Annotated in this window: 19 protein-coding genes, 1 rRNA gene and 1 pseudogene; 15 read left to right on the forward strand and 6 right to left on the reverse strand. The window is 73.5% G+C overall.

Going from position 1 to position 24,299, the window contains the following annotated elements:
• A 5S ribosomal RNA gene (rrf, locus tag ACIQCJ_RS28305) occupies nt 1-86 on the forward strand; the annotation flags it as partial.
• 101 nt (nt 87-187) lie between these two features.
• Here the strand turns inward: rrf and ACIQCJ_RS28310 are convergent.
• Nucleotides 188-1,534: a hypothetical protein gene (locus ACIQCJ_RS28310; RefSeq protein WP_402712943.1), complete on the reverse strand. Its 1,347-nt coding sequence runs from the start codon at nt 1,532-1,534 to the stop codon at nt 188-190.
• Between the two features lie 15 nt (nt 1,535-1,549).
• Here ACIQCJ_RS28310 and ACIQCJ_RS28315 point away from each other — a divergent pair, with 15 nt between their 5' ends.
• Entirely contained in the window at nt 1,550-2,539 is a 990-nt protein-coding gene (locus ACIQCJ_RS28315) for a hypothetical protein (protein WP_402712944.1), read from the forward strand.
• 142 nt (nt 2,540-2,681) lie between these two features.
• Here the strand turns inward: ACIQCJ_RS28315 and ACIQCJ_RS28320 are convergent, their stop codons facing one another.
• On the reverse strand, nt 2,682-3,959 hold the full coding sequence (locus ACIQCJ_RS28320; RefSeq protein ID WP_402712945.1) for a DUF1015 domain-containing protein: 1,278 nt from the start codon (nt 3,957-3,959) through the stop codon (nt 2,682-2,684).
• A 75-nt stretch (nt 3,960-4,034) separates the two neighbouring features.
• On the opposite strand from ACIQCJ_RS28320, the gene ACIQCJ_RS28325 reads away from it, so the two are divergent.
• Nucleotides 4,035-5,054 (forward strand): HAD-IIA family hydrolase, encoded by a 1,020-nt coding sequence (locus ACIQCJ_RS28325; RefSeq protein ID WP_402712946.1) that lies wholly within the window; start codon nt 4,035-4,037, stop codon nt 5,052-5,054.
• A gap of 224 nt (nt 5,055-5,278) precedes the next feature.
• Here the strand turns inward: ACIQCJ_RS28325 and ACIQCJ_RS28330 are convergent, their stop codons facing one another.
• Nucleotides 5,279-6,169 carry a siderophore-interacting protein gene (locus ACIQCJ_RS28330; RefSeq protein WP_355333542.1) on the reverse strand — a complete coding sequence of 297 codons (891 nt, stop codon included), beginning with the start codon at nt 6,167-6,169 and terminating at the stop codon, nt 5,279-5,281.
• 4 nt (nt 6,170-6,173) lie between these two features.
• Nucleotides 6,174-7,217: an ABC transporter substrate-binding protein gene (locus ACIQCJ_RS28335; RefSeq protein WP_402712947.1), complete on the reverse strand. Its 1,044-nt coding sequence runs from the start codon at nt 7,215-7,217 to the stop codon at nt 6,174-6,176.
• A gap of 197 nt (nt 7,218-7,414) precedes the next feature.
• Between ACIQCJ_RS28335 and ACIQCJ_RS28340 the strand changes: the two genes are divergently transcribed.
• From ACIQCJ_RS28340 to ACIQCJ_RS28350, 3 genes and pseudogenes are all read left to right on the forward strand, one after another.
• On the forward strand, nt 7,415-8,380 hold the full coding sequence (locus ACIQCJ_RS28340; RefSeq protein ID WP_402713086.1) for a FecCD family ABC transporter permease: 966 nt from the start codon (nt 7,415-7,417) through the stop codon (nt 8,378-8,380).
• Nucleotides 8,377-9,411, forward strand: coding sequence for a FecCD family ABC transporter permease (locus ACIQCJ_RS28345; protein WP_402712948.1), 1,035 nt, complete (start codon nt 8,377-8,379; stop codon nt 9,409-9,411). Before ACIQCJ_RS28340 ends, ACIQCJ_RS28345 begins: the two co-directional genes overlap by 4 nt.
• 227 nt (nt 9,412-9,638) lie before the next feature.
• Nucleotides 9,639-10,445: pseudogene (locus ACIQCJ_RS28350) on the forward strand (ABC transporter ATP-binding protein); the annotation flags it as partial.
• Nucleotides 10,446-10,686: 241 nt separating this feature from the next.
• On the opposite strand, the gene ACIQCJ_RS28355 reads toward ACIQCJ_RS28350, so the two are convergent.
• Nucleotides 10,687-11,034 carry an SCP2 sterol-binding domain-containing protein gene (locus ACIQCJ_RS28355; RefSeq protein WP_355333615.1) on the reverse strand — a complete coding sequence of 116 codons (348 nt, stop codon included), beginning with the start codon at nt 11,032-11,034 and terminating at the stop codon, nt 10,687-10,689.
• A gap of 161 nt (nt 11,035-11,195) precedes the next feature.
• Here ACIQCJ_RS28355 and ACIQCJ_RS28360 point away from each other — a divergent pair, with 161 nt between their 5' ends.
• The 7 genes from ACIQCJ_RS28360 (at nt 11,196) to ACIQCJ_RS28390 (ending at nt 19,390) form a co-directional block, all read left to right on the forward strand.
• Nucleotides 11,196-12,308 carry a histone gene (locus tag ACIQCJ_RS28360; protein WP_402712949.1) on the forward strand — a complete coding sequence of 371 codons (1,113 nt, stop codon included), beginning with the start codon at nt 11,196-11,198 and terminating at the stop codon, nt 12,306-12,308.
• Nucleotides 12,301-12,615, forward strand: coding sequence for a hypothetical protein (locus ACIQCJ_RS28365; RefSeq protein WP_355333532.1), 315 nt, complete (start codon nt 12,301-12,303; stop codon nt 12,613-12,615). The genes ACIQCJ_RS28360 and ACIQCJ_RS28365 overlap by 8 nt, the downstream gene beginning before the upstream one ends.
• A 10-nt stretch (nt 12,616-12,625) precedes the next feature.
• Nucleotides 12,626-13,432 carry a TlyA family RNA methyltransferase gene (locus ACIQCJ_RS28370; RefSeq protein ID WP_402712950.1) on the forward strand — a complete coding sequence of 269 codons (807 nt, stop codon included), beginning with the start codon at nt 12,626-12,628 and terminating at the stop codon, nt 13,430-13,432.
• Complete coding sequence (locus ACIQCJ_RS28375) at nt 13,429-14,388, forward strand: NAD kinase (RefSeq protein ID WP_355333527.1); 960 nt, start codon at nt 13,429-13,431, stop codon at nt 14,386-14,388. Before ACIQCJ_RS28370 ends, ACIQCJ_RS28375 begins: the two co-directional genes overlap by 4 nt.
• Nucleotides 14,389-14,764: 376 nt before the next feature.
• Nucleotides 14,765-16,516 (forward strand): DNA repair protein RecN, encoded by a 1,752-nt coding sequence (gene recN / locus ACIQCJ_RS28380; protein ID WP_402712951.1) that lies wholly within the window; start codon nt 14,765-14,767, stop codon nt 16,514-16,516.
• 756 nt (nt 16,517-17,272) lie between these two features.
• The gene (locus tag ACIQCJ_RS28385; protein WP_355333523.1) at nt 17,273-18,118 is read left to right on the forward strand and encodes a hypothetical protein; all 846 of its coding nucleotides are present in this window, start codon (nt 17,273-17,275) and stop codon (nt 18,116-18,118) included.
• A 141-nt stretch (nt 18,119-18,259) separates the two neighbouring features.
• Nucleotides 18,260-19,390 (forward strand): glycosyltransferase family 4 protein, encoded by a 1,131-nt coding sequence (locus tag ACIQCJ_RS28390; protein ID WP_355333613.1) that lies wholly within the window; start codon nt 18,260-18,262, stop codon nt 19,388-19,390.
• Between the two features lie 21 nt (nt 19,391-19,411).
• Here ACIQCJ_RS28390 and ACIQCJ_RS28395 read toward each other — a convergent pair whose 3' ends face one another.
• Nucleotides 19,412-21,229 carry a glycoside hydrolase family 15 protein gene (locus ACIQCJ_RS28395; RefSeq protein WP_391048613.1) on the reverse strand — a complete coding sequence of 606 codons (1,818 nt, stop codon included), beginning with the start codon at nt 21,227-21,229 and terminating at the stop codon, nt 19,412-19,414.
• 613 nt (nt 21,230-21,842) lie between these two features.
• Between ACIQCJ_RS28395 and ACIQCJ_RS28400 the strand changes: the two genes are divergently transcribed.
• Both ACIQCJ_RS28400 and ACIQCJ_RS28405 read left to right on the forward strand, forming a co-directional pair.
• Nucleotides 21,843-23,513, forward strand: a complete 1,671-nt coding sequence (locus tag ACIQCJ_RS28400) for a CTP synthase (RefSeq protein WP_391048675.1) — start codon at nt 21,843-21,845, stop codon at nt 23,511-23,513.
• A gap of 74 nt (nt 23,514-23,587) precedes the next feature.
• The gene (locus ACIQCJ_RS28405; RefSeq protein ID WP_355333518.1) at nt 23,588-24,211 is read left to right on the forward strand and encodes an NUDIX hydrolase; all 624 of its coding nucleotides are present in this window, start codon (nt 23,588-23,590) and stop codon (nt 24,209-24,211) included.
• Nucleotides 24,212-24,299: the final 88 nt, after the last annotated feature.

The following is a 24,299-nucleotide window of genomic DNA, read 5'->3' on the forward strand; positions in this document are numbered from 1 at the left end:
GTTACATTCCGAACCCGGAAGCTAAGCCTTTCAGCGCCGATGGTACTGCAGGGGGGACCCTGTGGGAGAGTAGGACACCGCCGAACAATCTTTATGGACCCTCGGTCCTGGCCTAAGCGCTGGGACCGGGGGTCTTTTTTCGTTGTTCTTCGGTGCGCGTCCTCTCCGTCATGGCGAGAGACTCGCACTACAGCAGTACGATCCGACAGGAGTCACGTCGATGCCCAACTCGCCTGAAGACCGGCCCGAGCGTCCCGAACGCCGGGACTCGCGCCCGAACGGCGGCGGCGACCGCGGGGGTTACCGCAGCAGCGGTCCGCGGCGGGACGGTGACCGTCCCACCGGCGGCTTCCGTCGCGACGATCGACGTGACGACCGTCCGCGGGGCCCGCGTCGCGAAGACGACCGTGGCGGCTACCGCCCGCGCGACGACCGCCGCGACAGTGGTGGCCGTCCTCCGGCCGGCGGCGGCTACCGCCCCCGTGACGACCGTCCCAGGGACGACCGCCCGCGCCAGGACCGCCCCCGCGACGACCGCTCCGGCGGTGGCGGCGGTGGCTTCCGCCCGCGTGACGACCGGCCTCGTTTTGACCGCCCGCGCGAGGACCGTCCCGGCGGTGGTGGCGGTTTCCGTCGTGACGACCGTCCGCGTGACGACCGGCGTGACGACCGTCCCCGTGGCCCGCGCCGTGAGGACGACCGCGGCGGCTACCGCCCGCGCGACGACCGTCCCAGGGACGACCGGCCCCGTCAGGACCGGCCCGGCGGCGGTGGCGGTGGCTTCCGCCCGCGCGATGACCGGCCTCGTTTTGACCGCCCGCGCGAGGACCGTCCCGGCGGTGGCGGTGGTTTCCGTCGTGACGACCGTCCGCGTGACGACCGGCGTGACGACCGTCCCCGTGGCCCGCGCCGTGAGGACGACCGCGGCGGCTACCGCCCGCGCGACGACCGTCCCAGGGACGACCGCCCGCGCCAGGACCGCCCCCGCGACGACCGCTCCGGCGGTGGCGGCGGTGGCTTCCGCCCGCGTGACGACCGGCCTCGTTTTGACCGCCCGCGCGAGGACCGTCCCCGTGACGACAGGCCCCGTGACGACCGTCCCCGCTTCGACAGGCCCCGTGACGACCGGCGCGACGACCGGTCCGGCGGCGGCTTCCGTCCCCGTGAGGACCGGCCGCGCTACGACCGCCCGCGTGACGACCGCCCCGGTGGCGGCGGTGGCGGGTTCCGCAGGGACGACAGGCCCCGCGACGACCGTCCCCGTTTCGACGGCCCGCGTGACGACCGCCCGCGCGGTCCGCGCCGCGACGACGACCGTCCCCGTTTCGACCGGCCCCGCGACGACCGTCGCGATGACCGCCGTGACGACCGTCCGCGTGGCCCGCGCCGGGACGACGACCGGGACCGTGGCGGCCAGGGGCGTCGCCCCGTGGTCGAGGGCCGCGGCCGGTTCGAGAACCGGGGCAGGGACGACCGCCGTGAGGAGCGGGAGCCCGTCCGCAGGCTGCCGATCCCTGACGAGGTCACCGGCCACGAGATCGACCCGAGCGTGCGCCAGGAGCTGATGAGCCTGCCGAAGACGCTCGCGGAGGACGTGGCGCGCAACCTCGTCATGGTGGCCCGGCTGCTGGACGAGGAGCCCGAGCAGGCGTACGCGTACTCGCGCGTCGCGCTGCGTCTCGCGTCCCGCGTCGCGGCCGTCAGGGAAGCGGCGGGCTTCGCGTCGTACGCCAGTGAGCGGTACGCCGAGGCGCTGGCCGAATTCCGGGCGACCCGGCGGATGACCGGCACCGTCGACCTGTGGCCGGTGATGGCGGACTGCGAGCGCGGTCTCGGCCGTCCGGAGCGCGCGCTGGAGATGGCGGGCGCCCCCGAGGTGCACAAGCTGGACAAGGCCGGCCAGGTCGAGATGCGCCTGGTCGCGGCCGGGGCCCGGCAGGACATGGGCCAGGACGAGGCCGCGGTGGTCACCCTCCAGAGCTCCGAGCTGGCGTCCAACGCCGTGCACCCGTGGACCGCCCGCCTGCGGTACGCCTACGCGGACGCGCTGCTGCGCGTCGGCCGTGAGCGCGAGGGCCGCGACTGGTTCGCGAAGGCGCTCGAAGCCGACCACAACGGCACCACCGACGCCTCCGACCGCCTCGCCCAGCTCGACGGCGTGGAATTCGTCGACGCCATCGACGAGGACGACGCGGCCGAGTCCGAGTCCGAGCCCCAGCGGCCGGACACGACGGACGAGGCGGCGGACGACGAGGACGACGACGTTTCGGACGACGACGTCTCCGACGAGGACGACGACGAGACCTCCGAGACCTCCGAGGAGCCCGTCGGCGGTACCGACGAGTCCGCGCAGGACGAGGACGACTCTGAGGACGAGGACGACGACGAAGGCGCCCACGACGAAGGGGGCTCCGACGACGCCGAGAAGGCCGGGCAGAAGGCCGAGGCGGCCGACGGAGCCGCCCCGTCCTCCTTCCTCGACTCGCCGTTCCGCGAGCCCGCCGCCCACGGCGAGCCGAAGAGCGACGACGAGGACTGACACCCGCACGCGTCCCACGTGAAAGGGCGGCACCCGCACACCGCGGGTGCCGCCCTTTCGTATGCCCGGCTACGACCCGGCCGCGCCTCGACTCCGCCCCACCTCCGACCCGGCTCCGCCCCGACCCGGACGAGGCGCCGGATCAGCCGAGTCCGACACTGCGCATCACCAGTCCGCTCGCCGGTTTCGGGCCGAAGGACGTGGACTTGCGAGGCATGGTCACGCCCTGGCGGGCGAGGTCGCGGACGACGTCCTCGTGCACCGGATGCATGAGGACGGCCGTGCCGTGCAGCCGTTCCGCGAGGCCGACGGCGGCGGCCGTGTCGTGGATGTAGCGAATGTCCTCGGGGGAGTCGGGGACCTTCCAGACGTCGTCGAGCAGCAGGCTGTGCAGGACGGCGGCGTCCAGGCGGCGCCATTGCGCGGGGCGGTCGGCCGGTACGCCGCGCTCGATGGCCGCCGGGTCGGGGCGGTCCAGCAGGTGGAAGCCGCCGTCGCCCGCGAGCAGGAAGGCGTTGCCGTCGTCCGCGGCCTGCGCCAGCGCGTCGAGCGCGCCGTCCAGCGAAGGACCGGGCAGCGGCCGTACGCGGAAGGTGGTGCGGGCGGCCTCCAGCGCGTCGGCCGGCGGCAGCCGCGGCAGGACGCGGTGGATGGCACGTACGCGCAGCGGGTAGCGGGCGGTGTCGACCAGCAGGACGAGGCCGTAGTCCCAGGGGGTGCCGGGGCGATGGGCCGACTGGAGCAGCCGGTAGGTCGCCCAGCGGTGGTGGCCGTCGGCGATCAGGGCCTGGTGGGACGCGAGATCGGCCTCGACAGCCGCGTGGTCGGCGGGGTCGGTGAGCGCCCACAGCCGGTGCCGTACCCCGTCCTCGGTGACCGTGGCCAGCAGCGGCTCGGCGTCGGCGGCGGTGCGGTCGATGACGGCGGCCGTCGCGTCGCCCTGCCGGTAGGACAGCAGCAGCGGCTCCAGATTGGCGCCGGTCGCGCGCATCAGGGCCGCGCGGTCGGCGACCGGGCCGGGCATGACGTCCTCGTGCGGCAGGACGACGCCGTCCTCCGGCGGTGTGAGCCGCAGTGCGCCGATCACCCCGCGCTGGAGGTGGTCGCCGTCGCGCTGTTCGTAGACGTAGAGGGCGGGCAGCGGGTCGGCGGCGAGGACGCCCTCGTCGAGCCAGGCGGTGAGGGTCCTGGCGGCCTTGCCGTGCCGGGCGGCCGGTGTCTCGGCCTCGGGGAGGATGAGCCGGACGACGTTGTACGGGTCGGCCGTCTCCAACCGCCGCTGGCCGTCGGGGCGTACGACGACGTCGTACGGCGGTGAGGTCACCGCGGCCAGGCTGCCGACGCGCTGTCGTACGTAGCGGAGCCCGCGGAAGGGCTTCAGACGCAGGCCGTGCTCGCCGTTGAGTCCGGAGTTGGTCATCAGCGCATGCTATGTCCGGGGCGGCCATGAGGGATGATCGGGGTCATCGACGACACCCCGAGGAGCGAGCCCGTCATGACCCACCGGACCAGTCCGAACGGCACCGAAGGACCGCTGGACACGGCGTACGACACGGCGCTCCTCGACCTCGACGGGGTCGTGTACGCGGGCGGTGACGCCATCGCGCACGCGGTCGAGTCGCTGGCCGCGGCGAGCGGGCACGGGATGCGCCTGGCCTACGTGACGAACAACGCCTCGCGTACGCCGCAGGCCGTCGCGGAGCACCTCACAGACCTCGGGGTGCCCGCGGAGGCCGACGAGGTGATCACCTCGGCGCAGGCGGTGGCGCGGCTGATCGCCGATCAGGTGCCGGAGGGGGCGAAGGTGCTCGCGGTGGGCGGCGAGGGGCTGTTCGCGGCGCTGCGCGAGCGCGGGCTGCGGCCGGTGGAGTCGGCGGACGACGAGCCGGTGGCGGCCGTGCAGGGGTACGGGCCCGACCTGCGGTGGTCGCAGCTCGGGGAGATGGCGTACGCGGTGAACCGGGGCGTGCCGTGGTTCGCGTCCAACACGGATCTGACGATTCCGAGCGCGCGCGGGATCGCGCCGGGGAACGGCGCGGCGGTGGAGGTCGTACGGATCGCGACCGGCGGTGAGCCGCAGGTCGCGGGGAAGCCGCTGCCGCCGATGCACCGTGAGACGGTGATCAGGACGGGGGCGAAGCGGCCCCTGGTGGTGGGGGACCGGCTCGACACGGACATCGAGGGCGCGTACGCAGGCGAGGTAGATTCGCTGCTCGTGCTGACCGGGGTGACGGACGCGGCCCACCTGCTCGCCGCCGAGCCGCGCCACCGTCCCACGTATGTCGCCGCCGACCTGCGCGGGCTGCTGGTCGCGCAGCCGGAGGTCACGGCGGCCGACGGCGGCTTCCGCTGCGGGGGTTGGACCGCCTCCGCCGCCTCGGACGCGCTCGTGCTCGACGGTGACGGCGACGCGCTCGACGGACTGCGCGCGCTGTGCGCCGCGGCCTGGACGTCGGCGGGCGACGGCACATGCGGCCTGGACGCGGACAAGGCACTGGCGCGGCTGGGCCTTTGAGCGTGGCTGGGCCTTTGAGCCCGGCTGGGGTTTTGCGGCGGGCCGGGGCTCCGAGGCGGGCCGGCGCTCTGAGCCCGGCCGGGGCTCTGAGGCGGGCTCCATGATGCGGGCCCGGACCGGCACTTGAGCCCGGCTGACCCGCGCGGGCGCGTCTGACCGCGCCGCACCCGCCCGCCTGACGCGGTGCGCGCCATGCCGTGCGCGCCCCGTGGCGCGCGGCCGGGTCAGGCGTCCGCGTCCGCCGTGGCCTCGCTCTTCGCGCCCGCCTCGGCCTCGGCTTCGGCTTGCGCGACGGCCGCCGCCAGCAGGTCGTCCTCGGTGACGCCGTGCCGCCAGTAGCCGGTGAATTTGATCGCCTTGCGGTCGATGCCGCGGTCGTTGACCAGGTGGCGGCGGAGCGCGCGTGCCGAGGCGGCCTCGCCCGCGATCCAGGCGTAGGGGGTGCCGGAGGGCAGGTCCCCGGCGTCGCGGACGGCGGCCAGCAGCGCGGCGGTGCGGTCGGCGCCGGGGTGTTCCCGTACCAGCCAGGTGATGTCGGCGTCGGCGTCGGTGGTCAGCGGGATGCGGTCGTCGGGGTGGGCGACCTCGATCCAGACCTTGACGGGCATGCCCGCGGGCAGCCACTCCAGGATGCTCGCCACGGCGGGCAGCGCGGTCTCGTCGGCGGTCAGCAGCACCCAGTCGGTACCGGCGGGCGGCTGGAAGTCGACGCCGCCGTTGTCCTCGCCTGCCGGGGCGAGGATGCTCACCGGGTCGCCGGGCTTGGCCTGTTGGGCCCAGCGGGAGGCGGGGCCGAGGTCGCCGTGCAGGGCGAAGTCGATGTCGAATTCCAGCGGGTCGCGGCGGACCGCGCGGATCGTGTACGTCCGCATGATGCCGCGGACGTCGGGGTCGAGGGCGCGCCAGTCGGCGTACCAGTCGGCGCCGAGCGGTTCCGGCAGCACCGGGCGGGTCTGGCCCCGCTGCGGCAGGAAGAGCTTGAAGCGCTGATCCCGGCCGCCGCTCACGACGCCGGCCAGGTCGTCGCCGCCGAGCACGATCCGTACCAGCGTGGGCGACAGCCGCTCGGTGCGCAGGACGCGGGGGTGGAAGAAGAGGTAGGGCGCGGTGGACACGGCGTCAGCTCACCTTCTTCGCACCGGCGATGGCCTTGGTCAGCGCCTCGATCTGGGCGGCGCACTTGTCGTACGAGAAGATCGGCTCGCTCGGCCAGCCGATGACCTGTCCGGCCTTGACGGCGGCCAGTTGCGCCCAGGTGGGCTTGGCCGCCAGGTCCTTGGGCTGGAGGGTCGCGGTGCGGTTGTCGAGCATGATGATGTCGGGCTTGTACTTGTCGGCGTTCTCCCAGCTCAGCGTCTCGAAGAAGCCGCCTTCGACCTTGTCGGGGACGACGAAGTCGACACCGAGGCTCTTGTAGTAGCTGAGGTCGGACGCGGAGGGCGGGGTCGAGACGTAGAAGGAGTCGGCGCTGCCGGAGGCGGCCATCACCTTGATGCCGCCGGACGCCTTGGCGGCGGCGCGCAGATCGCCGGACGCCTTCTCGAAGCGGGCCTTGGCGGCGGCGTTGGTGGTCGAGTTCATGTCCGCGCCCAGGGACGCGGCGAGTTCGGCGTACCGCTGGAGCGGGGTGGTGATCGGGACGCCCTTGAGGCTGATGCCGACGCTGGGCGCGATGCCGAGGATCTTCTTGGCGCTCTCGTCCGGCACGTACCAGAGGGTCGGCGCCTCGTACATGTGGCTGATCAGCAGTTGGGGGGAGAGAGCCGCGTACTTCTCGATGTTGAACTCGCCCCAGGTGTTGCCGACCACGGTGAGCTTGCTGACGTCGAGGTCGCCCGCCTGGGCGTCGGCGCCGCCGCCCTTGACCGTGGTCGGGCCGAAGACGCCGACGCACTCGACGCCGTAGTCGTGCAGCGCGGCGGCGGCGCCGACGTAGGCGACCAGTTTGGCGGGGGTCTTGTCGAGCTTCACGGTGGTCTTGCGGTCGTCGGTGAAGGACCAGGGGCCCGCGGGGGTCTTGGCGCCGGAGTCCGCCGTGCCGCCGGAGTCGGCGCCCGAGTCCTTGGAGTCCTTGTCGGAGGAGCCGCCGCAAGCCGCGAGCAGGGCGCCGACACCGACGGAGCCGCCCACGGCGAGCACGCCGCGCCGCGACATTCCGGACATGGGTGAGAAACGAGGGGGATTCATCAAGACAGCCGCTCTGCTCGGAGTTGAGGTGGCCAGGTTAGGCTAACCTAATCACCGTGTTGGTCGATCGTCACTCCCCACCCGCTCCGGTCACCGGACAGCAGGTCGCCGGCCCACCGGCCGTCGAACGCCGCGGCAGCGTCGCGCGGGCGAACGCGAAACGCGCCGCCGGACTGCTCGCCGCCGTCGGCCTGCTGGTCGTCGTGGCCCTCGCGAGCATCGCCATCGGCGCCAAGGACATACCCGTCGACCAGGTCTGGCACGGGCTGTTCCACTACGCGGGCACCGACAACGACGTGGTGATCCGCAAACTGCGGCTGCCGCGTACGGTCCTCGGACTCCTCGTCGGCGCCGCGCTCGGCGTCGCGGGCGCGGCCATGCAGGCCCTCACCCGCAACCCGCTCGCCGACCCCGGACTGCTCGGCGTCAACGCGGGCGCCGCGGCGGCCGTCGTCTCCGCGATCAGCTTCTTCGGCGTGACCAGCATGAGCGGTTACGTGTGGTTCGCCCTCGGCGGCGCGGCCGTGGTCTCGGCGCTGGTCTACGTCATCGGCGGCAGCCGGTCCGCGACCCCGGTCCGCCTCGCCCTCGCGGGCACCGCCGTCACCGCCGTGCTCCAGGGCTGGACCACCGCCGTCGAACTCAGCGACAACGCGGCCCTGGACCGGATGCGCTTCTGGCAGGTCGGCTCGCTCGCCGCCGCCGACATGGTGACCGTCCGCTACGTGACCCCGTTCCTCCTGGCCGGCGCCGTACTCGCGTTCATCAGCGGCCGGCCGCTCAACGCCGTCGCGCTCGGCGACGACACCGCCCGCGGCCTCGGGGCCAAACTGACCCGCACCCGCGTGCTGGTGATGATCTCCATCACGCTGCTGTGCGGCGCGGCCACCGCCGCCTGCGGGCCCATCGTCTTCATCGGCCTGATGGTGCCGCACGTCGTACGCGGCATCACCGGACCCGACATGCGCTGGATCCTGCCCTACGCGGCCGTGCTGTCACCGGTGCTGCTGCTCGGCGCTGACGTGGTCGGACGGCTCATCACCCGCCCGGCCGAACTCCAGGTCGGCATCGTCACCGCGGTCCTCGGCGGACCGGTCTTCATCGCCCTCGTACGCCGCCGAAGGATGGCCGAACTGTGAGAGAACCCGTACTGCGCACCCGCGGCGGACTGTCCATCCGGTTCGACCGGCGCGCGGCCGTCGTCTCCTGCGTCCTGCTGCTCGCGGCCCTCGCCGTCTCCGTCGTCCTGATCGGCACGGGCGACTACGCCATCGCCCCGCTCGACGTCGTCCGCACCCTGACCGGACACGGCACCGCCGCCCAGGAGTTCATCGTCCGCGACCTGAGGCTGCCGCGGGTGATCGTGGCGCTGCTCGTCGGCGCCGCGCTCGGCATGGCGGGCGCCGCCTTCCAGACCGTCTCCCGCAACCCGCTCGGCAGCCCCGACGTCATCGGCTTCGGCCAGGGCTCCGCCGCGGGCGCGCTGATCGTCATCGTGCTGCTCAAGGGCAGCGCCTACCAGGTCTCCATCGGCGCGGTCGCGGGCGGACTGCTCACCGGCATCGCCGTCTACGTGCTGGCCTGGAAGCGCGGGGTGCACGGCTACCGGCTGGTGCTGATCGGCATCGGCGCCTCGGCCGTGCTGTCGGCCGTCAACAGCTATCTGCTGGTCAAGGCCGACTTCGTGGACGCCGCCCGCGCGATCGTCTGGATCACCGGCTCCCTCGACGGCCGCGACTGGAACCAGGTCTGGCCGCTGCTCGTCGCCTGCGGCGTCCTCATGCCCCTGCTGCTGTCCCAGGGACGCGCGCTGCGGATCAGCGAGATGGGCGACGACGCGGCGGCGGCGCTGGGCGTCCGCGTGGAACGCACCCGGCTGATCGTCGTACTCGGCGCCGTCCTGCTCACCGCGTCCGCCACCGCGGCGGCGGGCCCCATCGCCTTCATCGCGCTGACCGCGCCCCAACTGGCCCGGCGCCTGACCCGTTCGCCGGGTGTCTCGCTGCTGTCGTCCGCGCTGTTGGGCGCCGCGCTGCTCGTCGCCGCCGACCTGGCCGCCCAACGCGCCTTCGGCTCAGGCCAGGTGCCGGTCGGTGTCGCCACCGGCGTGCTCGGCGGCGGCTATCTGCTGTGGCTGCTGATCGCGGAGCGGAGGGCCGGACGGATATGAGGACGCGTACGGAACGCGAGGAGCGTACGGAGAACGCGCGGAGCGCGGTCGACCCGGAACGTACGCAGGGCACGGCGGACCCGGAACGTACGCAGGGCGCGGCCGGCCCCGAGCGTACGGCGCTCACAGCGCGGCTGAGACCGCGCCGCGGCGGCCGACGGAAGCAGCCGCGGCCACCGGCAGACACCACCCGCCAGACCCCTTCGGCAGAACACGGAGCGTCCCGCATGACCCGCCTCGCCGCCGAGTCCGTCACTCTCGCGTACGACCAGCGGGTCATCGCGAAGGAGTTGTCGGTCGCCGTACCCGACCAGTCCTTCACCGTCATCGTCGGACCGAACGCCTGCGGCAAGTCGACATTGCTGCGCGCGCTGTCGCGGCTGCTGAAGCCGGCCGCGGGCCAGGTCCTGCTGGACGGCCAGGCCATCGGCACGCTGCCCGCGAAGGCGGTCGCCAGGACGCTGGGGCTGCTCCCGCAGAGCTCGGTGGCACCCGACGGGATCACCGTGTCGGGGCTGGTGTCGCGCGGCCGGTACCCGCACCAGGGGCTGCTGCGGCAGTGGTCGCCCGAGGACGAGCGAATCGTCGACGAATCGATGGCGGCGACCGGCGTCACCGCCCTGGCCGATCGCTATGTCGACGAACTGTCCGGCGGACAGCGGCAACGCGTCTGGATCGCCATGGCCCTCGCCCAGCAGACCCCGCTGCTGCTGCTCGACGAGCCGACCACCTTCCTCGACATCCAGCACCAGCTCGACGTGCTCGACCTCTGCGCGGAACTCCACGAACAGCGCGGCCGTACGCTCGTCGCCGTCCTGCACGACCTCAACCAGGCCGCGCGCTACGCCACTCATTTGATCGCCATGCGCGACGGCCGGATCGAGGCGCAGGGGCCGCCCGCCGAGATCATCACCGCGGAGCTGGTGGAGCGGGTCTTCGGGGTGCGCTGCCGGATCATCGAGGACCCGGAGAGCGGTACGCCGCTGGTGGTGCCCGCCGCGCGGCGGGCCGGTGCGGTGGCGGCCGGCGCGACCCTCACCGACGCCGAGCCGGGCCAGGACTCGGAACAGGCTCCCGGCGTCAAGTCCGGTACGGGTTCCGACCCCGTCGATTCCGTGCCCGGTTCCGGGCCTGGTTCCGTGCCGGGGGCCGGGTCTGATGCCGTGCCAGGCTCGGGGCCGGGCACGGTGTCGGATTCCGGGTCAGGTGCCGCGCGTGACTCCGCGTCGGCAGCCGGTTCCGTATCCGTATCCGGTGATTCCGCGCCCGGCCCGCTTACAGCAGAGACCGCAGACGCAGGACGTCCCGCAGGCCGGCCTGGAGCTTGACCCGGCCGCTGCCCCACGCCTTGGCGAAGTTCAACTCGCCGCCGACCAGGGCGACCAGGTCGTCGCCCGACATGGTCAGCCTGATCTGCGCCTTGTCGGCGGGCGTGCCCGGCACGGTCGTCACATCCTCGATCCGGCCGCCGGACAGCCGCCCCACGAAGGTCACGTCCAGATCGGTGATCCGGCAGCTCAGGGAGCGGTCCATGGCGGCGGCTGAGCGCACGCCGCCCTCGGCGTCGGCGAGGTTCGCCGCCAGTCGGTCGAGCGCGCTGCGGCACTCCTCGATCGTCGCCATCGGTGCGGTGTCCTTCTGGATCGTGCCGGATCGTGCGCGGTCCGCGCGCACGTCCGGACGACGCTACCGCAGCACCGCGGGGCACCGTGCTCGGGCCGCGGTCGCGATACGCGGTAGCGTCGTGACCGGATACGTCAACGGCGAGGCGAGGAGTGTGAGCGATGCGGGACGCGCTGCGTACCTGTCTACAGATCGCGGGCGGCCTGACCGAGGCCACCCGGCGGCGCACGATCGACGCGGCGAGGGAGCTGCTCGACCAGACGGGAATAGACGTCGACGCCGTCCAGCGCAGGATCGGCTCCGCCATTCCGGCCGAAGTCCAGACCCTCGCCGACGAGCTGATGGCCTCGGGCCGGGCCAACCGTGACCTGCTGCTCGGACTCATCCGTGACGAAGTCGACAAGACGATGAGCCGGGTCGGCCGCCTCGCCGACGAAGTGACGAAGGTCGGCGTCGTCCTCGAAACGCTCGAACGGCGCATCGGGAACCTGGAGTCCACCGACGAGGACGCGGCCGACAGCGGTGCCGGGCAGGCCCGGCCCTCGGAGGCGGCTCCCCGGCGCGGCGCCGCCCCGCCGGTCCAGCACGTCAAGGTCGAGCCGGACGCGGCGCCCGCCGCCGCGCCCGCGAAGAAGGCGGCCCCGGCCGCGGCGACCGCTCCCAAGGGCACGGCGTCGACCGCGGTCCGCAAGGCGGCGGCGAAGAAGGCGCCTTCGGCGCGGAAGACGGCGGCCAAGAAGTCGGCGACGACTCCTTCTCCGGCCGCTCCGGCTTCCCCGGCTTCCCCGGCTTCCCCGGCCTCTCCGGCGGCGAAGAAGGCCGCCCCGACCCGGAAGACCGCCACCGCGGGTACGGGCCCGGCCGCCACGAAGACCGCGTCCGCCAAGAAGGCCGCGGCCAAGAAGATCGCGCCCGCGAAGAAGTCCGCCACTCGCAAGACCACCCCGGCCAGGCCCACTCCGGCCCAGGCGGCCCCTCCGGCGCCCGCGGCCCCCGCGACGCCGGAACAGCCGGAAGGCACCGCCCCGGCGAAGAAGGCGACGGCGAAGAAGGCGACACCCGAGAAGACGGTGGCCAAGAAGACGGCAGCCAAGAAGGCCCCCGCGGCGAAGAAGGCGTCCGCCGTCAAGAAGACCGCCGCGGTGAAGAAGTCGGCGACGGCCAGGACGGCCACGACGAAGAAGGCCGCGGCCAAGAAGGCGCCCGCCGCGAAGAAGGCCACGCCCGCGAAGAAGTCCGCACCGGGGCCTGAGGCGGGTAACGGCGGTGAGTGACCTCGATTTCGGGCCGTCCGGTGCCGCACCGGCACCGGACGGCGACGAGGCGCCGGACGCCGCACCGGCGCAGGACGCCGACGCGGTCGGACCGGCGGACGGGGCCGTTCACGCCCTGCCGGAGGCGGCCGGTCCCGTACCGCTCGGCGTGGTGCTGCGGGAGACGGGGAATGCCGACGTGGACGCGGCGGTTGCCCGGCTGTCGGACGCCGACGAACTGCCGACCGCGGGACACATAGAGGTGTACGAGGACGCGCACCGCGGATTGCGGGACGCACTCGCCGCGCTGGACGAGAACAGGAGCTGAACCGTACGTGGTGGCACGACGCCGACTCGACGCCGAGCTGGTGCGCCGGAGTCTCGCGCGCTCGCGGGAGCACGCAAGCCAGTTGATCGCCGCCGGGCGGGTGACCGTCGGCGGCGCGACCGCCACGAAGGCGGCCACGCAGGTGGAGACCAGCGCCGCCGTGGTGGTGGCGCGGGACGCCGACGAACCCGACTACGTGTCGCGCGGCGGCCACAAGCTGGCCGGCGCGCTCGCCGCGTTCCAGCCGCGCGGGCTGACCGTCGAGGGCCGCAGGGCGCTCGACGCGGGCGCGTCCACCGGCGGCTTCACCGATGTGCTGCTGCGGGCGGCCGCCGCCGAGGTCGTCGCGGTCGACGTCGGCTACGGCCAGCTGGCCTGGTCGTTGCAGAGCGACGACCGCGTCACCGTCAAGGACCGTACGAACGTCCGCGAGTTGACGCTCGACCACATCGACGGCACCCCCGTCGACCTGATCGTCGGCGACCTGTCGTTCATTCCGCTCGGTCTGGTGCTGCCCGCGCTCGTACGGTGCGCCGCGCCCGACGCCGATCTCGTACTGATGGTGAAGCCGCAGTTCGAGGTGGGTAGGGAACGACTGGGCAGCGGTGGCGTCGTCCGCAGCACCCAGCTGCGGGCCGAGAGCGTACGCAAGGTCGCCGCTCAGGGGGCGGAGCTGGGGCTCGGGGTGCTGGGCGTCACGGCCAGTCCGCTGCCCGGACCGTCCGGGAATGTGGAATATTTTCTGTGGCTGCGGGCCGGTGCGCCTCCTCTGGACCCGGCCGATGTCGACCGTGCTGTGGCGGAGGGGCCCCGTTGACCACCAAGACCGAATCCGGAACCGGATCCGAAGCCGGACGCGACGCGCAGTGCGGACCGGGCGGCGCCCGTACCGTCTTCCTGCTCGCCCACACCGGCCGCCCGGCCGCCATCCGCAGTGCGGAACGCGTGGTCAAGGGGCTGCTGAGGTGCGGGATCGGCGTACGGCTGCTCGCCGAGGAGGCCGCGGACCTGCCGCTGCCCGCCGAGGTCGAGCACGTCACGGAGCCGGGGCCCGAGTCCGTCGAGGGCTGCGAGCTGATCGTCGTACTCGGCGGTGACGGCACACTGCTGCGCGGCGCCGAATTCGCCCGCGCCTCCGGGGTGCCGCTGCTCGGCGTGAACCTCGGCCGGGTCGGCTTCCTCGCCGAGGCCGAGCGGGACGACCTCGACAAGGTCGTCGACCGCGTCGTCACCCGCGAGTACGAGGTCGAGGAGCGGATGACCCTCGACGTGCTGGTCCGCAACGACGGGCACATCGTGCACACCGACTGGGCGCTCAACGAGGCCTCGGTCGAGAAGGCGTCCCGCGAACGCCTCCTGGAGGTCGTCACCGAGGTCGACGGCCGCCCGGTCTCCCGCTTCGGCGGCGACGGCGTCGTCTGCGCCACCCCCACCGGCTCCACCGCCTACGCGTTCTCGGCCGGCGGGCCCGTCGTCTGGCCCGAGGTCGAAGCGCTCCTGATGGTGCCCATCAGCGCCCACGCCCTCTTCGCCAAGCCCCTGGTGACCTCGCCCCGCTCCGTCCTCGCCGTCGAGGTCCAGCCCAAGACGCCGCACGGCGTCCTGTGGTGCGACGGCCGCCGTACCGTCGAGCTTCTCGCCGGTGCCCGCGTCGAAGTCCGCCGGGGCGCCGTGCCCGTGCGGCTGGCCCGGCTCCACCACGCCTCCTTCACGGACCGTCTCGTCGCCAAATTCGCCCTCCCCGTCGCCGGATGGCGCGGCGCCCCCCAATAACCCGCCTGACGGCGGACCGTTCGCTGCGCGCAGGCGGGCGCCCGTCGCGGGCGTGAGGACAGGGCGCTCCCCTTGCGCAGGGCCGGGTTCTTAGGGGCGCGGGGAACCGCGCGACCAGCCCCCGCCGGGCCGTCGGCCCGAGAACAGCCGGTCTGCCCCGCTGGGGCCGGTGGTGCCCCGCGGGAGCGCTTCGGCGGGCCGCGCAGCCCCAGCCGCCCCTGAAAAGACCGGTGTGCCGCCCCGGCGAAGAAAGGCCGGGGGCCGCGCCCCGGAAGACGCTTGCCCACTCCGCAAGGGGGACCCGTTCGGGGCCGAGCCCCGGAGATGCGTACCGCCCCCCGCAGGGGACCGTCGCGCGGCGGGGCGCAAACCTCGTATGGTCGTACCCGTGTTGGAGGAAATGCGAATCCGGTCGCTCGGGGTCATCGAGGACGCCGTGGTGGAACTCTCACCCGGCTTCACCGCGGTGACCGGCGAGACCGGTGCGGGCAAGACCATGGTCGTGACCAGCCTCGGCCTGCTCCTGGGCGGCCGGGCCGATCCTGCGCTGGTACGCATCGGCGCGAAGGCGGCGTCCGTCGAGGGCCGGATAACGATGGCCCCCGGCAACCGGGCCTCCGTACGGGCGGAGGAAGCGGGCGCGGAGCTGGACGACGGCGCGCTGCTGATCAGCCGTACCGTCTCGGCGGAAGGCCGCTCACGGGCGTTCGTGGGCGGCCGTACCGTCCCGGTCGGGCTGCTCGGCGAGCTGGCGGACGACCTGGTGGCCGTGCACGGCCAGACCGACCAGCAGGGCCTGCTGCGCCCGGCGCGGCAGCGCGAGGCCCTGGACCGGTACGCGGGCGACGCCGTCGCGGCGCCGCTGGCGAAGTACGGGTCGGCCTACCGCAGGCTGCGGGAGGTCGCGGCGGAGCTGGACGAGCTGACGACGCGGGCCAGGGAGCGCGCGCAGGAAGCGGACCTGCTGCGGTTCGGCATCGAGGAAGTGGCGGCGGCCGAGCCGGTCGCGGGCGAGGACACCGAGCTGGCCGCCGAGGCGGCCCGCCTCGGCCACGCCGAGGCGCTGGCGAGCGCGGCGGCCATCGCGCACGCGGCGCTCGCGGGGAACCCGGAGGACCCGGAGGGCGTGGACGCGGGCACCCTCGTCGCGGGGGCGCAGCGCGCGGTGGACGCGGTCAGCACGCACGACCCGGAGCTGGCGGCCCTGGCGGCCCGGCTCGGCGAGATCGGCATCCTGCTCGGTGACGTCTCGGGCGAGCTGGCGGGATACGCCGACAATCTGGACGCCGACCCGCTGCGGCTCGCGGCCGTCGAGGAGCGCAGGTCCGTACTGGCGCATCTGACGCGCAAGTACGGCGTCGACATCGACGGCGTGCTGGCCTGGGCCGAGGAGAGCGCCGCGCGGCTCGGCGAACTCGAGGGCGACGACGAGCGGATCGAAGGACTCACCGCGGAGCGGGACGCGCTCCGCGCGGAGCTGGGCGCGCTCGCCCAGGACCTGACCGACGCGCGGTGCGAGGCGGCGGACCGTTTCGCCGCCGCCGTCACCGCGGAACTCGCCGAGCTGGCGATGCCGCACGCCCGTGTCGGCGTTGCGATCCGGCAGACCGAGACGGCCGAGCCGGACGCCGGGATCGAGGTGGGCGGCCGGGCCGTGGCCTTCGGCCCGACCGGCGCCGACGAGGTGGAGCTGCAACTGGCCCCGCACCCCGGCTCCCCGGCCCGGCCGATCGCCAAGGGTGCCTCGGGCGGTGAGCTGTCGCGCGTCATGCTCGCCGTCGAGGTGGTCTTCGCCGGGTCCGACCCGGTGCCGACGTACCTCTTCGACGAGGTGGACGCCGGAGTCGGCGGCAAGGCGGCGGTCGAGGTCGGCCGCCGCCTGGCGCGCCTGGCCCGTACCGCGCAGGTCGTGGTCGTCACCCACCTCCCGCAGGTCGCGGCCTTCGCCGACCGGCAGCTCCTGGTCGAGAAGACCAACGACGGGTCCGTCACCCGCAGCGGCGTCACCATCCTGGAGGGCGAGGCCCGGGTGAAGGAGCTCTCCCGCATGCTGGCCGGTCTCGAGGACTCCGAACTGGGCCGCGCCCACGCCGAGGAACTCCTCGCCGCGGCCAAGGCGGCCCGCTGACCCCCCGACACCCCGGCCCGCTGCCGCCAGCCGCGTCGCCGAGCCGCTGAGCGCCCCGGTCGAACGTGCCCAAGGTCTCGCGGCGGTCCGGCGCAGGCCGGTGCTGCCGGGAGCGTCAGCCGTGTCGCTGAGCCCCGACCGCTCCGCTCGGACGTGGCCGGGGTCTCGCGGCGGTCCGAGGAGCGGGCCCGGACGCCGAGGTCCGGCTGCGCCGCCGGTCCTGGCGTGAGGTCGCGTGGCCGTCCGGAGGCAGGCCGGTGCCGCCGGGGGCGTCAGCCGGGGTGCTGAGGCCCGGCCGCTCCGGTCGGAGCTGCCCGAGGAGCGGGCCTGGGACCGCAGGTCCGGATGGCGACGTGCGGGTGCACCGCCCGGGCGGGCGGGGGGCGCGTGGCCGCCAGTCGTTGAGGCGGCGGGAGGCGGGAGGGTGAGGTCGGTCGGGTGGCGGCCTGTCGAAGGAGGCCGGGTGCGCCGGGGTGCGGCGAGGGCGGTACGGCACCTCGGCCGCGGAGAGCCCTTGGCGGTCCGGGACAGGGGCGGGGCCGGACGCGGCGCGTCGGTCGGACGGGCCTGCGGGCCCCTGGTGGTCCGGGTCCGGAGGACATCGGCGCGGTCGGATAATGTGCCGCGCGCGGCGGGAGCGCGCGGAGACGGCTTTCCGGGGGCGTGGCGGGGAAGGCTGTGCGGGCCGGGTAATTGCGCAGCCGGGCGCGGCGGTTGGCCGCGAGCGGACGACGGCGACGACGTGGAGGCAGCGGGATGAGCAGGCGTGGCTGGAAGGGGCGGTCGGGACGGCTGTCCGTCGGCATGGCGGCGGCCGGTGCGACCCGCGCGGCCTACGCGGAGCTGCGCAGGCGGCCCCCGGTCGAGGCCCGGATGTGGCAGCGCAGCAACTACGCGGGGCGCGGTGTGGAGCTGTACGGCGGCCTGGCCGCCGCGGCCGGGGCCGCGACCGCCCTGGGCACCGCGCGCGGCCTGACCGTACGCTCCCGGATCGCGGCTGTCGGCGCCGCACTGGCCGCGGGCGCCTGCGGGGCCTACGACGACCAGGCCGGCTCGCCCGACGAACGCGGCTTCGGCGCGCATCTGAAGGCGCTGCGCGAGGGCCGGTTCACCTCGGGCGCCGTGAAACTCCTCGGCATCGGCGCGGCCGGGCTCGCCGCGGGCACCCTGCTCAAGGTGCGGCCCTTCGACCAACTGCTCGCGGGCGTCGTCATCGCGGGCACCGCGCACGCGGTGAACCTGGTGGACATCTCGCCCGGCCGCGCCGCGAAGGCGGTCATCGCCGTCGGCGTGCCCGGCCTGCTGCGCCGCGGCCCCGCGGGAGTGCTGGCCGCGGCCCCCGTGGGCGCCGCGGCGGCCGTACTCGGCGACGACCTCAGCGAGCGGACGATGCTCGGCGACGGCGGCGCCCACGCGCTCGGCGCGGCGCTGGGCGCGGCGATCGTCGTCGCCAACGGCAGGACCGGGCTGCTGCTGCACGCGGCGGCGCTCATCGCGATGACCGCAGCGGGCGACCGGATCTCCTCCCACGAGCGGTTGTGGAACGCGCCCGGAGTGCGGCACGTTGACTCCTGGGGCCGCGTGGCACACCCGTATGGGTGATCCCAAGGGCGGGTGAGCGGGCCTGAGCGCGACCGTGACCGGTGACCCGCGGGTGCGGCCTGGCATCCTGGAGGGGTTGCCCGTACCCGCCAACACCCGCCGTCCCGTGCCGAGTCAGGAGCAGTGCCCCGCGTGAGCAGCATGTCCACCCCCTTCCAGGGGCAGCTCCACGCCGTGCACGTCATGGGCACGACGTCGGGAGCGCACGTCAGCTCGCTGGCGGGCGGGCTCGTGGCGCGGGGTGTCGCGGTCACCGTCTGCGGGCCCCCCGCCGCCGAGGCCGACTACGCCTTCTCCGGCACCGGCGCCCGCTTCGTACCCCTCGACATCGGCCGCAGGGCCGCCGCCGCCACCGACGCGCCCGCCGTCGCCGCCCTGCGCGCCGTCTTCTCCGGCGCCGGAATCGTCCACGCGCACGGCCTGCGCGCCGGACTGCTGGCCGCGATCGCGCTCGGCGGGCGCAGCACCCCACTGGTTCTCACCTGGCACGGCGGCGCCCCCGCGGAACACGACGGCGCGGGCCGCGCCGCGCTGCTGCGCTGGCTGGAGCGCCGGGCGGTACGCGGCGCCACCGTCGTCCTCGGCGTCTGCGCCGAACTCGTCGACCGGGCCCGCCACCTCGGCGCCAAGGACGTCAGGCTGGCACCGGCCGCCGTACCGCGCCCGGTCGCCCCGCCGCCGCGCCTGCCCGGCGACGGCGAGCGGCACACCCACAAGACCCGCGCCGAATTCGGCGCGATCGACCGCCCGCTGCTGCTGGCCGTCGGCCGCCTCGAAGCCCACAAGGGCTACGACCTGCTGTTGGACGCCGCCGCCCACTGGACGGGTCTCGAACCGCCGCCGCTGGTAGCCGTCGCGGGCGAGGGCAGTAGGCGCGCGGCCCTGGAGAAGCGGATCGAGGCGGAACAGCTCCCGGTGGTCCTGCTCGGCCGCCGCGACGACGTGCCGGAACTGCTCGCCGCCGCCGACCTCGTCGTGCTGCCCAGCCGCTGGGAGGCCCGCCCGCTGATCGCCCAGGAAGCCCTGCACGCGGGCGTTCCCCTGATCGCCACCGCCGTCGGCGGCACCCCCGAACTCGTCGGCGACGCGGCGGTCCTCGTCCCCTACGGCGACGCGGCGGCCCTCGCCCGCGCCGTCGTCACCCTGCTCGCCGACCCCGGCCGCCGTACCGCCCTGTCCGTGGCGGGCCGCGCCCAGGCCGCCACCTGGCCCACCGAGGACGACACGGTGGCCCAGGTGCTCAGCGTCTACGACGAGCTGACGCAGGTCTGACGGACCGGGGTCCGGGACCCGTTACGCGCGGAACGCCCCGGTGGCGGTGAGCCGCAGCGCCGTGTCGATCAGCGGCACATGGCTGAACGCCTGCGGGAAGTTGCCGACCTGGCGCTTGCGGCGCGGGTCCCACTCCTCGGCGAGCAGACCCAGGTCGTTGCGGAGCGCCAGCAGCTTCTCGAAGAGCTTGCGCGCCTCCTCGACCCGGCCGATCATCGCGAGGTCGTCGGCGAGCCAGAACGAGCAGGCGAGGAACGCCCCTTCGTCGCCGGGCAGGCCGTCCAGATTCTCCTCGCCGTCGGCGCCGCTGGAGACGGGGTAGCGCAGGACGAAGCCGTCCTCGGTCGACAGCTCCCGCTGGATCGCCTCGATGGTGCCGATGACCCGCTTGTCGTCCGGCGGCAGGAAGCCCATCTGCGGGATGAGCAGCAGCGAGGCGTCCAGCTCCTTGGAGCCGTAGGACTGCGTGAAGGTGTTGCGCTCCCGGTCGAAGCCCTTCTCGCACACGTCGTAGTGGATGTCCTCGCGCAGCTCCTTGAGCCGCTCCAGCGGGCCGTCGACCTCGCCGGACTCGATGAGCTTGACGGTGCGGTCGACCGCGACCCAGGCCATCACCTTGGAGTGCACGAAGTGGCGGCGCGGGCCCCGGACTTCCCAGATGCCCTCGTCCGGCTCGTTCCAGTGCTTCTCCAGGTAGCGGATCAGCTTGAGCTGGAGGACGCTCGCGTAGTCGTTGCGGGCCAGGCCCGTCATGTGGCCCAGGTGCAGGGCCTCGGTGACCTCGCCGTACACGTCGAGCTGGAGCTGGTGGGCCGCGCCGTTGCCGATCCGCACGGGGGAGGAGCCCTCGTAACCGGGCAGCCAGTGCAGCTCGTTCTCGCCCAGCTCGCGCTCGCCGGCGATGCCGTACATGATCTGGAGGTTCTCGGGGTCGCCCGCCACCGCGCGCAGCAGCCACTCGCGCCAGGCGCGGGCCTCGTCGCGGTAGCCGGTGCGCAGCAGCGAGGACAGGGTGATCGCGGCGTCGCGCAGCCAGGTGAAGCGGTAGTCCCAGTTGCGGACCCCGCCGATGTCCTCGGGCAGCGAGGTGGTCGGCGCGGCGACGATCGCGCCGGTCGGCCCGTACGTCAGCGCCTTGAGCGTGATCAGCGAGCGCACCACCGCGTCCCGGTACGGCCCGGTGTACGTACACTGCTCGACCCACTCGCGCCAGAAGTCCTCGGTGGCGGTCAGCGACGCCTCGGGCTCCGGCAGCGAGGGCTGCGGCTTGTGCGACGGCTCCCAACTGATGGTGAACGCGATGCGGTCGCCGGGCGCGACGGTGAACTCGGAGTACGTCGTCAGATCCTGGCCGTAGGTGTCGACATCGGTGTCCAGCCACACGGAGTCGGGCCCGGCCACCGCGACCGTACGGTCGCCGACCTTGTGCACCCACGGCGTGATCTGCCCGTAGGAGAAACGCATCCGCAGGGCGGAGCGCATCGGGACGCGGCCGTGCACGCCCTCCACGATCCGGATGACCTGCGGTGCGCCGTCACGCGGCGGCATGAAGTCGATCACACGGACCGTGCCGCGCTCGGTGTCCCACTCGGACTCCAGCACCAGCGAGTCGCCCCGGTACCTGCGGCGCGTCGCGGCCGGCGGCTGGTCGTCCTTGCCGTGCGCGGGGCCGAGCCGCCAGAAGCCGTGCTGCTCGGTACCGAGCAGTCCGGCGAAGACGGCGGGCGAGTCGAACCGGGGGAGGCACAGCCAGTCGACCGTGCCGTCCCGGCAGACCAGTGCGGCGGTCTGCATATCACCGATGAGGGCGTAGTCCTCGATGAGCCCGGCCACGTGCAACTCCAGTCGAACGACAGGCGCCGCCCCCGCTGGGGACGGTCTTGCGGTCTGGGGATTTTGGACGAGCTCATGATCCGGGAACTGGGCGGGGATAGTGCCGTGCCGGTCGGCTCGTAGCAATGCGTCCGTGCAGGATACGTCGTCCGAGGAGGGCGTGCGCATGTCTCCGCGATCTTCGCTCCGCCGGTCGGGTGTACCGGCCCCGCGGCGGCTCCACGACGGCCCCGCGGCTGCGCTACAACGCCTTACTACGGCCTTACTACGGCCTTACTACGGCCCTTCGACGGCCCTTCGACGGCGCTTCGACGGCCAGAAGAGCGCACGAAAGCTGCCCGAAGACCTCACGAAGACCTCACCAAGACCGCCCGGCGACCGCCCGATGGCCGTCCGGAGGCCGGGCGGAGGCCGGGCGGTGGCGGCCCGGAGTGGCGAAAGTCATCGGTCGTGCCCGCCGGCCGCCGTGGCGCATCATTCGGCGGCCGGGGTCGCTGATACCCTGGTAGCCCGTGGGCCGGTGGGATGAACCACTGAACCGCCGCGACGGCGCTCCCAAGCACGAACGCCGTCCCGACCCTCACCTCGCGACCACGGGAGCCCCCTCTTGGCAGCTTTTCTGAAGAATGCGCCGAAATCCACGACGAAGCACATCTTCGTCACCGGTGGTGTGGCCTCCTCTCTCGGCAAGGGCCTGACGGCCTCCAGCCTCGGGGCGCTGCTCAAGGCACGGGGCCTGCGGGTCACCATGCAGAAGCTCGATCCTTATCTCAACGTGGATCCGGGCACCATGAACCCCTTCCAGCACGGCGAGGTCTTCGTCACGGACGACGGCGCCGAGACCGACCTCGACATCGGCCACTACGAGCGCTTCCTCGACGTCAATCTGGCGGGTTCCGCCAACGTCACCACCGGCCAGATCTACTCCACGGTGATCGCCAAGGAGCGGCGCGGCGAGTACCTCGGAGACACCGTTCAGGTGATCCCGCACATCACCAACGAGATCAAGTCCCGTATCCGCCGGATGGCCACCGACGACGTGGACGTCGTCATCACCGAGGTCGGCGGCACGGTCGGCGACATCGAGTCGCTGCCGTTCCTGGAGTCGGTCCGCCAGGTCAGGCACGAGGTCGGCCGGGACAACGTCTTCGTGGTGCACATCTCGCTGCTGCCGTACATCGGCCCCTCCGGCGAGCTGAAGACCAAGCCGACCCAGCACTCGGTGGCCGCGCTGCGCAACATCGGCATCCAGCCCGACGCGATCGTGCTGCGCGCGGACCGCCATGTGCCGGACGCCATCAAGCGGAAGATCTCGCTGATGTGCGACGTCGACGAGGACGCGGTGGTCGCCGCGATCGACGCGCCCTCCATCTACGACATCCCCAAGGTGCTGCACACCGAGGGCCTGGACGCGTACGTCGTCCGGCGGCTGGACCTGCCCTTCCGCGATGTGGACTGGGCCCAGTGGGACGACCTGCTCAAGCGGGTGCACGAGCCCGCCCACGAGGTGAAGGTCGCGCTGGTCGGCAAGTACATCGACCTGCCCGACGCCTATCTGTCGGTGACCGAGGCACTGCGCGCCGGCGGATTCGCCAACAACGCGAAGGTGCACGTCAAGTGGGTCACCTCCGACGACTGCCGGACCCCGGCGGGCGCGGCGGCGCAGCTCGGCGATGTGGACGCGATCTGCGTGCCCGGCGGCTTCGGCGACCGAGGCGTCGAGGGCAAGGTCACCGCGATCACCTTCGCCCGTGAGAACCGCGTCCCACTGCTCGGACTCTGCCTCGGCCTGCAATGCGTGGTCATCGAGGCCGCGCGCAACCTCGCCGGGATCGCCGACGCCAACTCCACCGAGTTCGACCCCGGCACCGGACACCCGGTCATCTCGACCATGGCCGAGCAGCTCGACATCGTGGACGGCAAGGGCGACCTCGGCGGCACGATGCGCCTGGGCACCTACCCGGCGAAGCTCGCCGAGGGCTCCATCGTCCGCGAGGTCTACGGCGACCAGCCGTACGTCGAGGAGCGGCACCGCCACCGCTACGAGGTGAACAACGCCTACCGCGCCGAGCTGGAGAAGGCGACCGGCATCGTCTTCTCGGGCACCTCGCCCGACAACAAGCTCGTCGAGTACGTCGAGTACCCGCGCGAGGTGCACCCGTACCTGGTCGCCACCCAGGCGCACCCCGAACTGAAGTCCCGCCCGACCCGGCCCCACCCGCTGTTCGCCGGGCTGGTCAAGGCGGCGGTCGCGCGCCAGCAGCAGGACCCGCAGGAGCGGCAGGGCTGAAGGCGGCGTTACGGGAGCGGGCCCGGCGCCCGCTCCCGGTCACTCGGTACGGTCACGGACTCGGAAGGCGCAGCATGCTGAAGGACACTCAGGAGGAGTGGCGGGTCACCGTGACCTCCACGCCGTTCACCGGCAAGAAGACGTCGGTACGCACGGACGAGGTGGTCATGCCCGACGGCACCACCGCCGTCCGCGACTACCAGGTCCACCCCGGCTCGGTGGCCGTCCTCGCCCTCGACGACGCCGACCGCGTCCTCGTACTGCGCCAGTACCGGCACCCCGTACGGCAGAAGCTCTGGGAGATCCCGGCCGGACTGCTCGACATCCCCGGCGAGAATCCGCTGCACGCGGCCCAGCGCGAGCTGTACGAGGAGGCGCACGTCAAGGCCGAGGACTGGCGGGTCCTCACCGACGTCTACACCAGCCCCGGCGGTACGGACGAGGCGGTACGGATCTTCCTCGCGCGCGGTGTCTCCGAGGCGGACGGCGAGCGCTTCGCGGTCGCCGAGGAGGAGGCCGACATGGAGCTGGCCCGCGTCCCCCTCGCCGACCTCGTCAGCGGGATCCTCGCGGGCGACCTGCACAACAATTGCCTGGTCGTGGGCGTCTTCGCGCTCCAGGCCGCGATGAACGGCGCCGGTCTGGACGCGCTGCGGCCCGCCGAGTCGCCGTGGCCCGCGCGGCCCTTCACGCCCTGACCGTCCGCTCCCCAGCCTCTTCACAGCTCCCTCATCGGTCTCGATGATCCGATGGAGTGATCATTTACGCGGTCGGCCGCGTCGGAGC

The organism is Streptomyces sp. NPDC093221 (genome assembly GCF_044753885.1).
Taxonomy (GTDB): Bacteria; Actinomycetota; Actinomycetes; order Streptomycetales; family Streptomycetaceae; genus Actinacidiphila.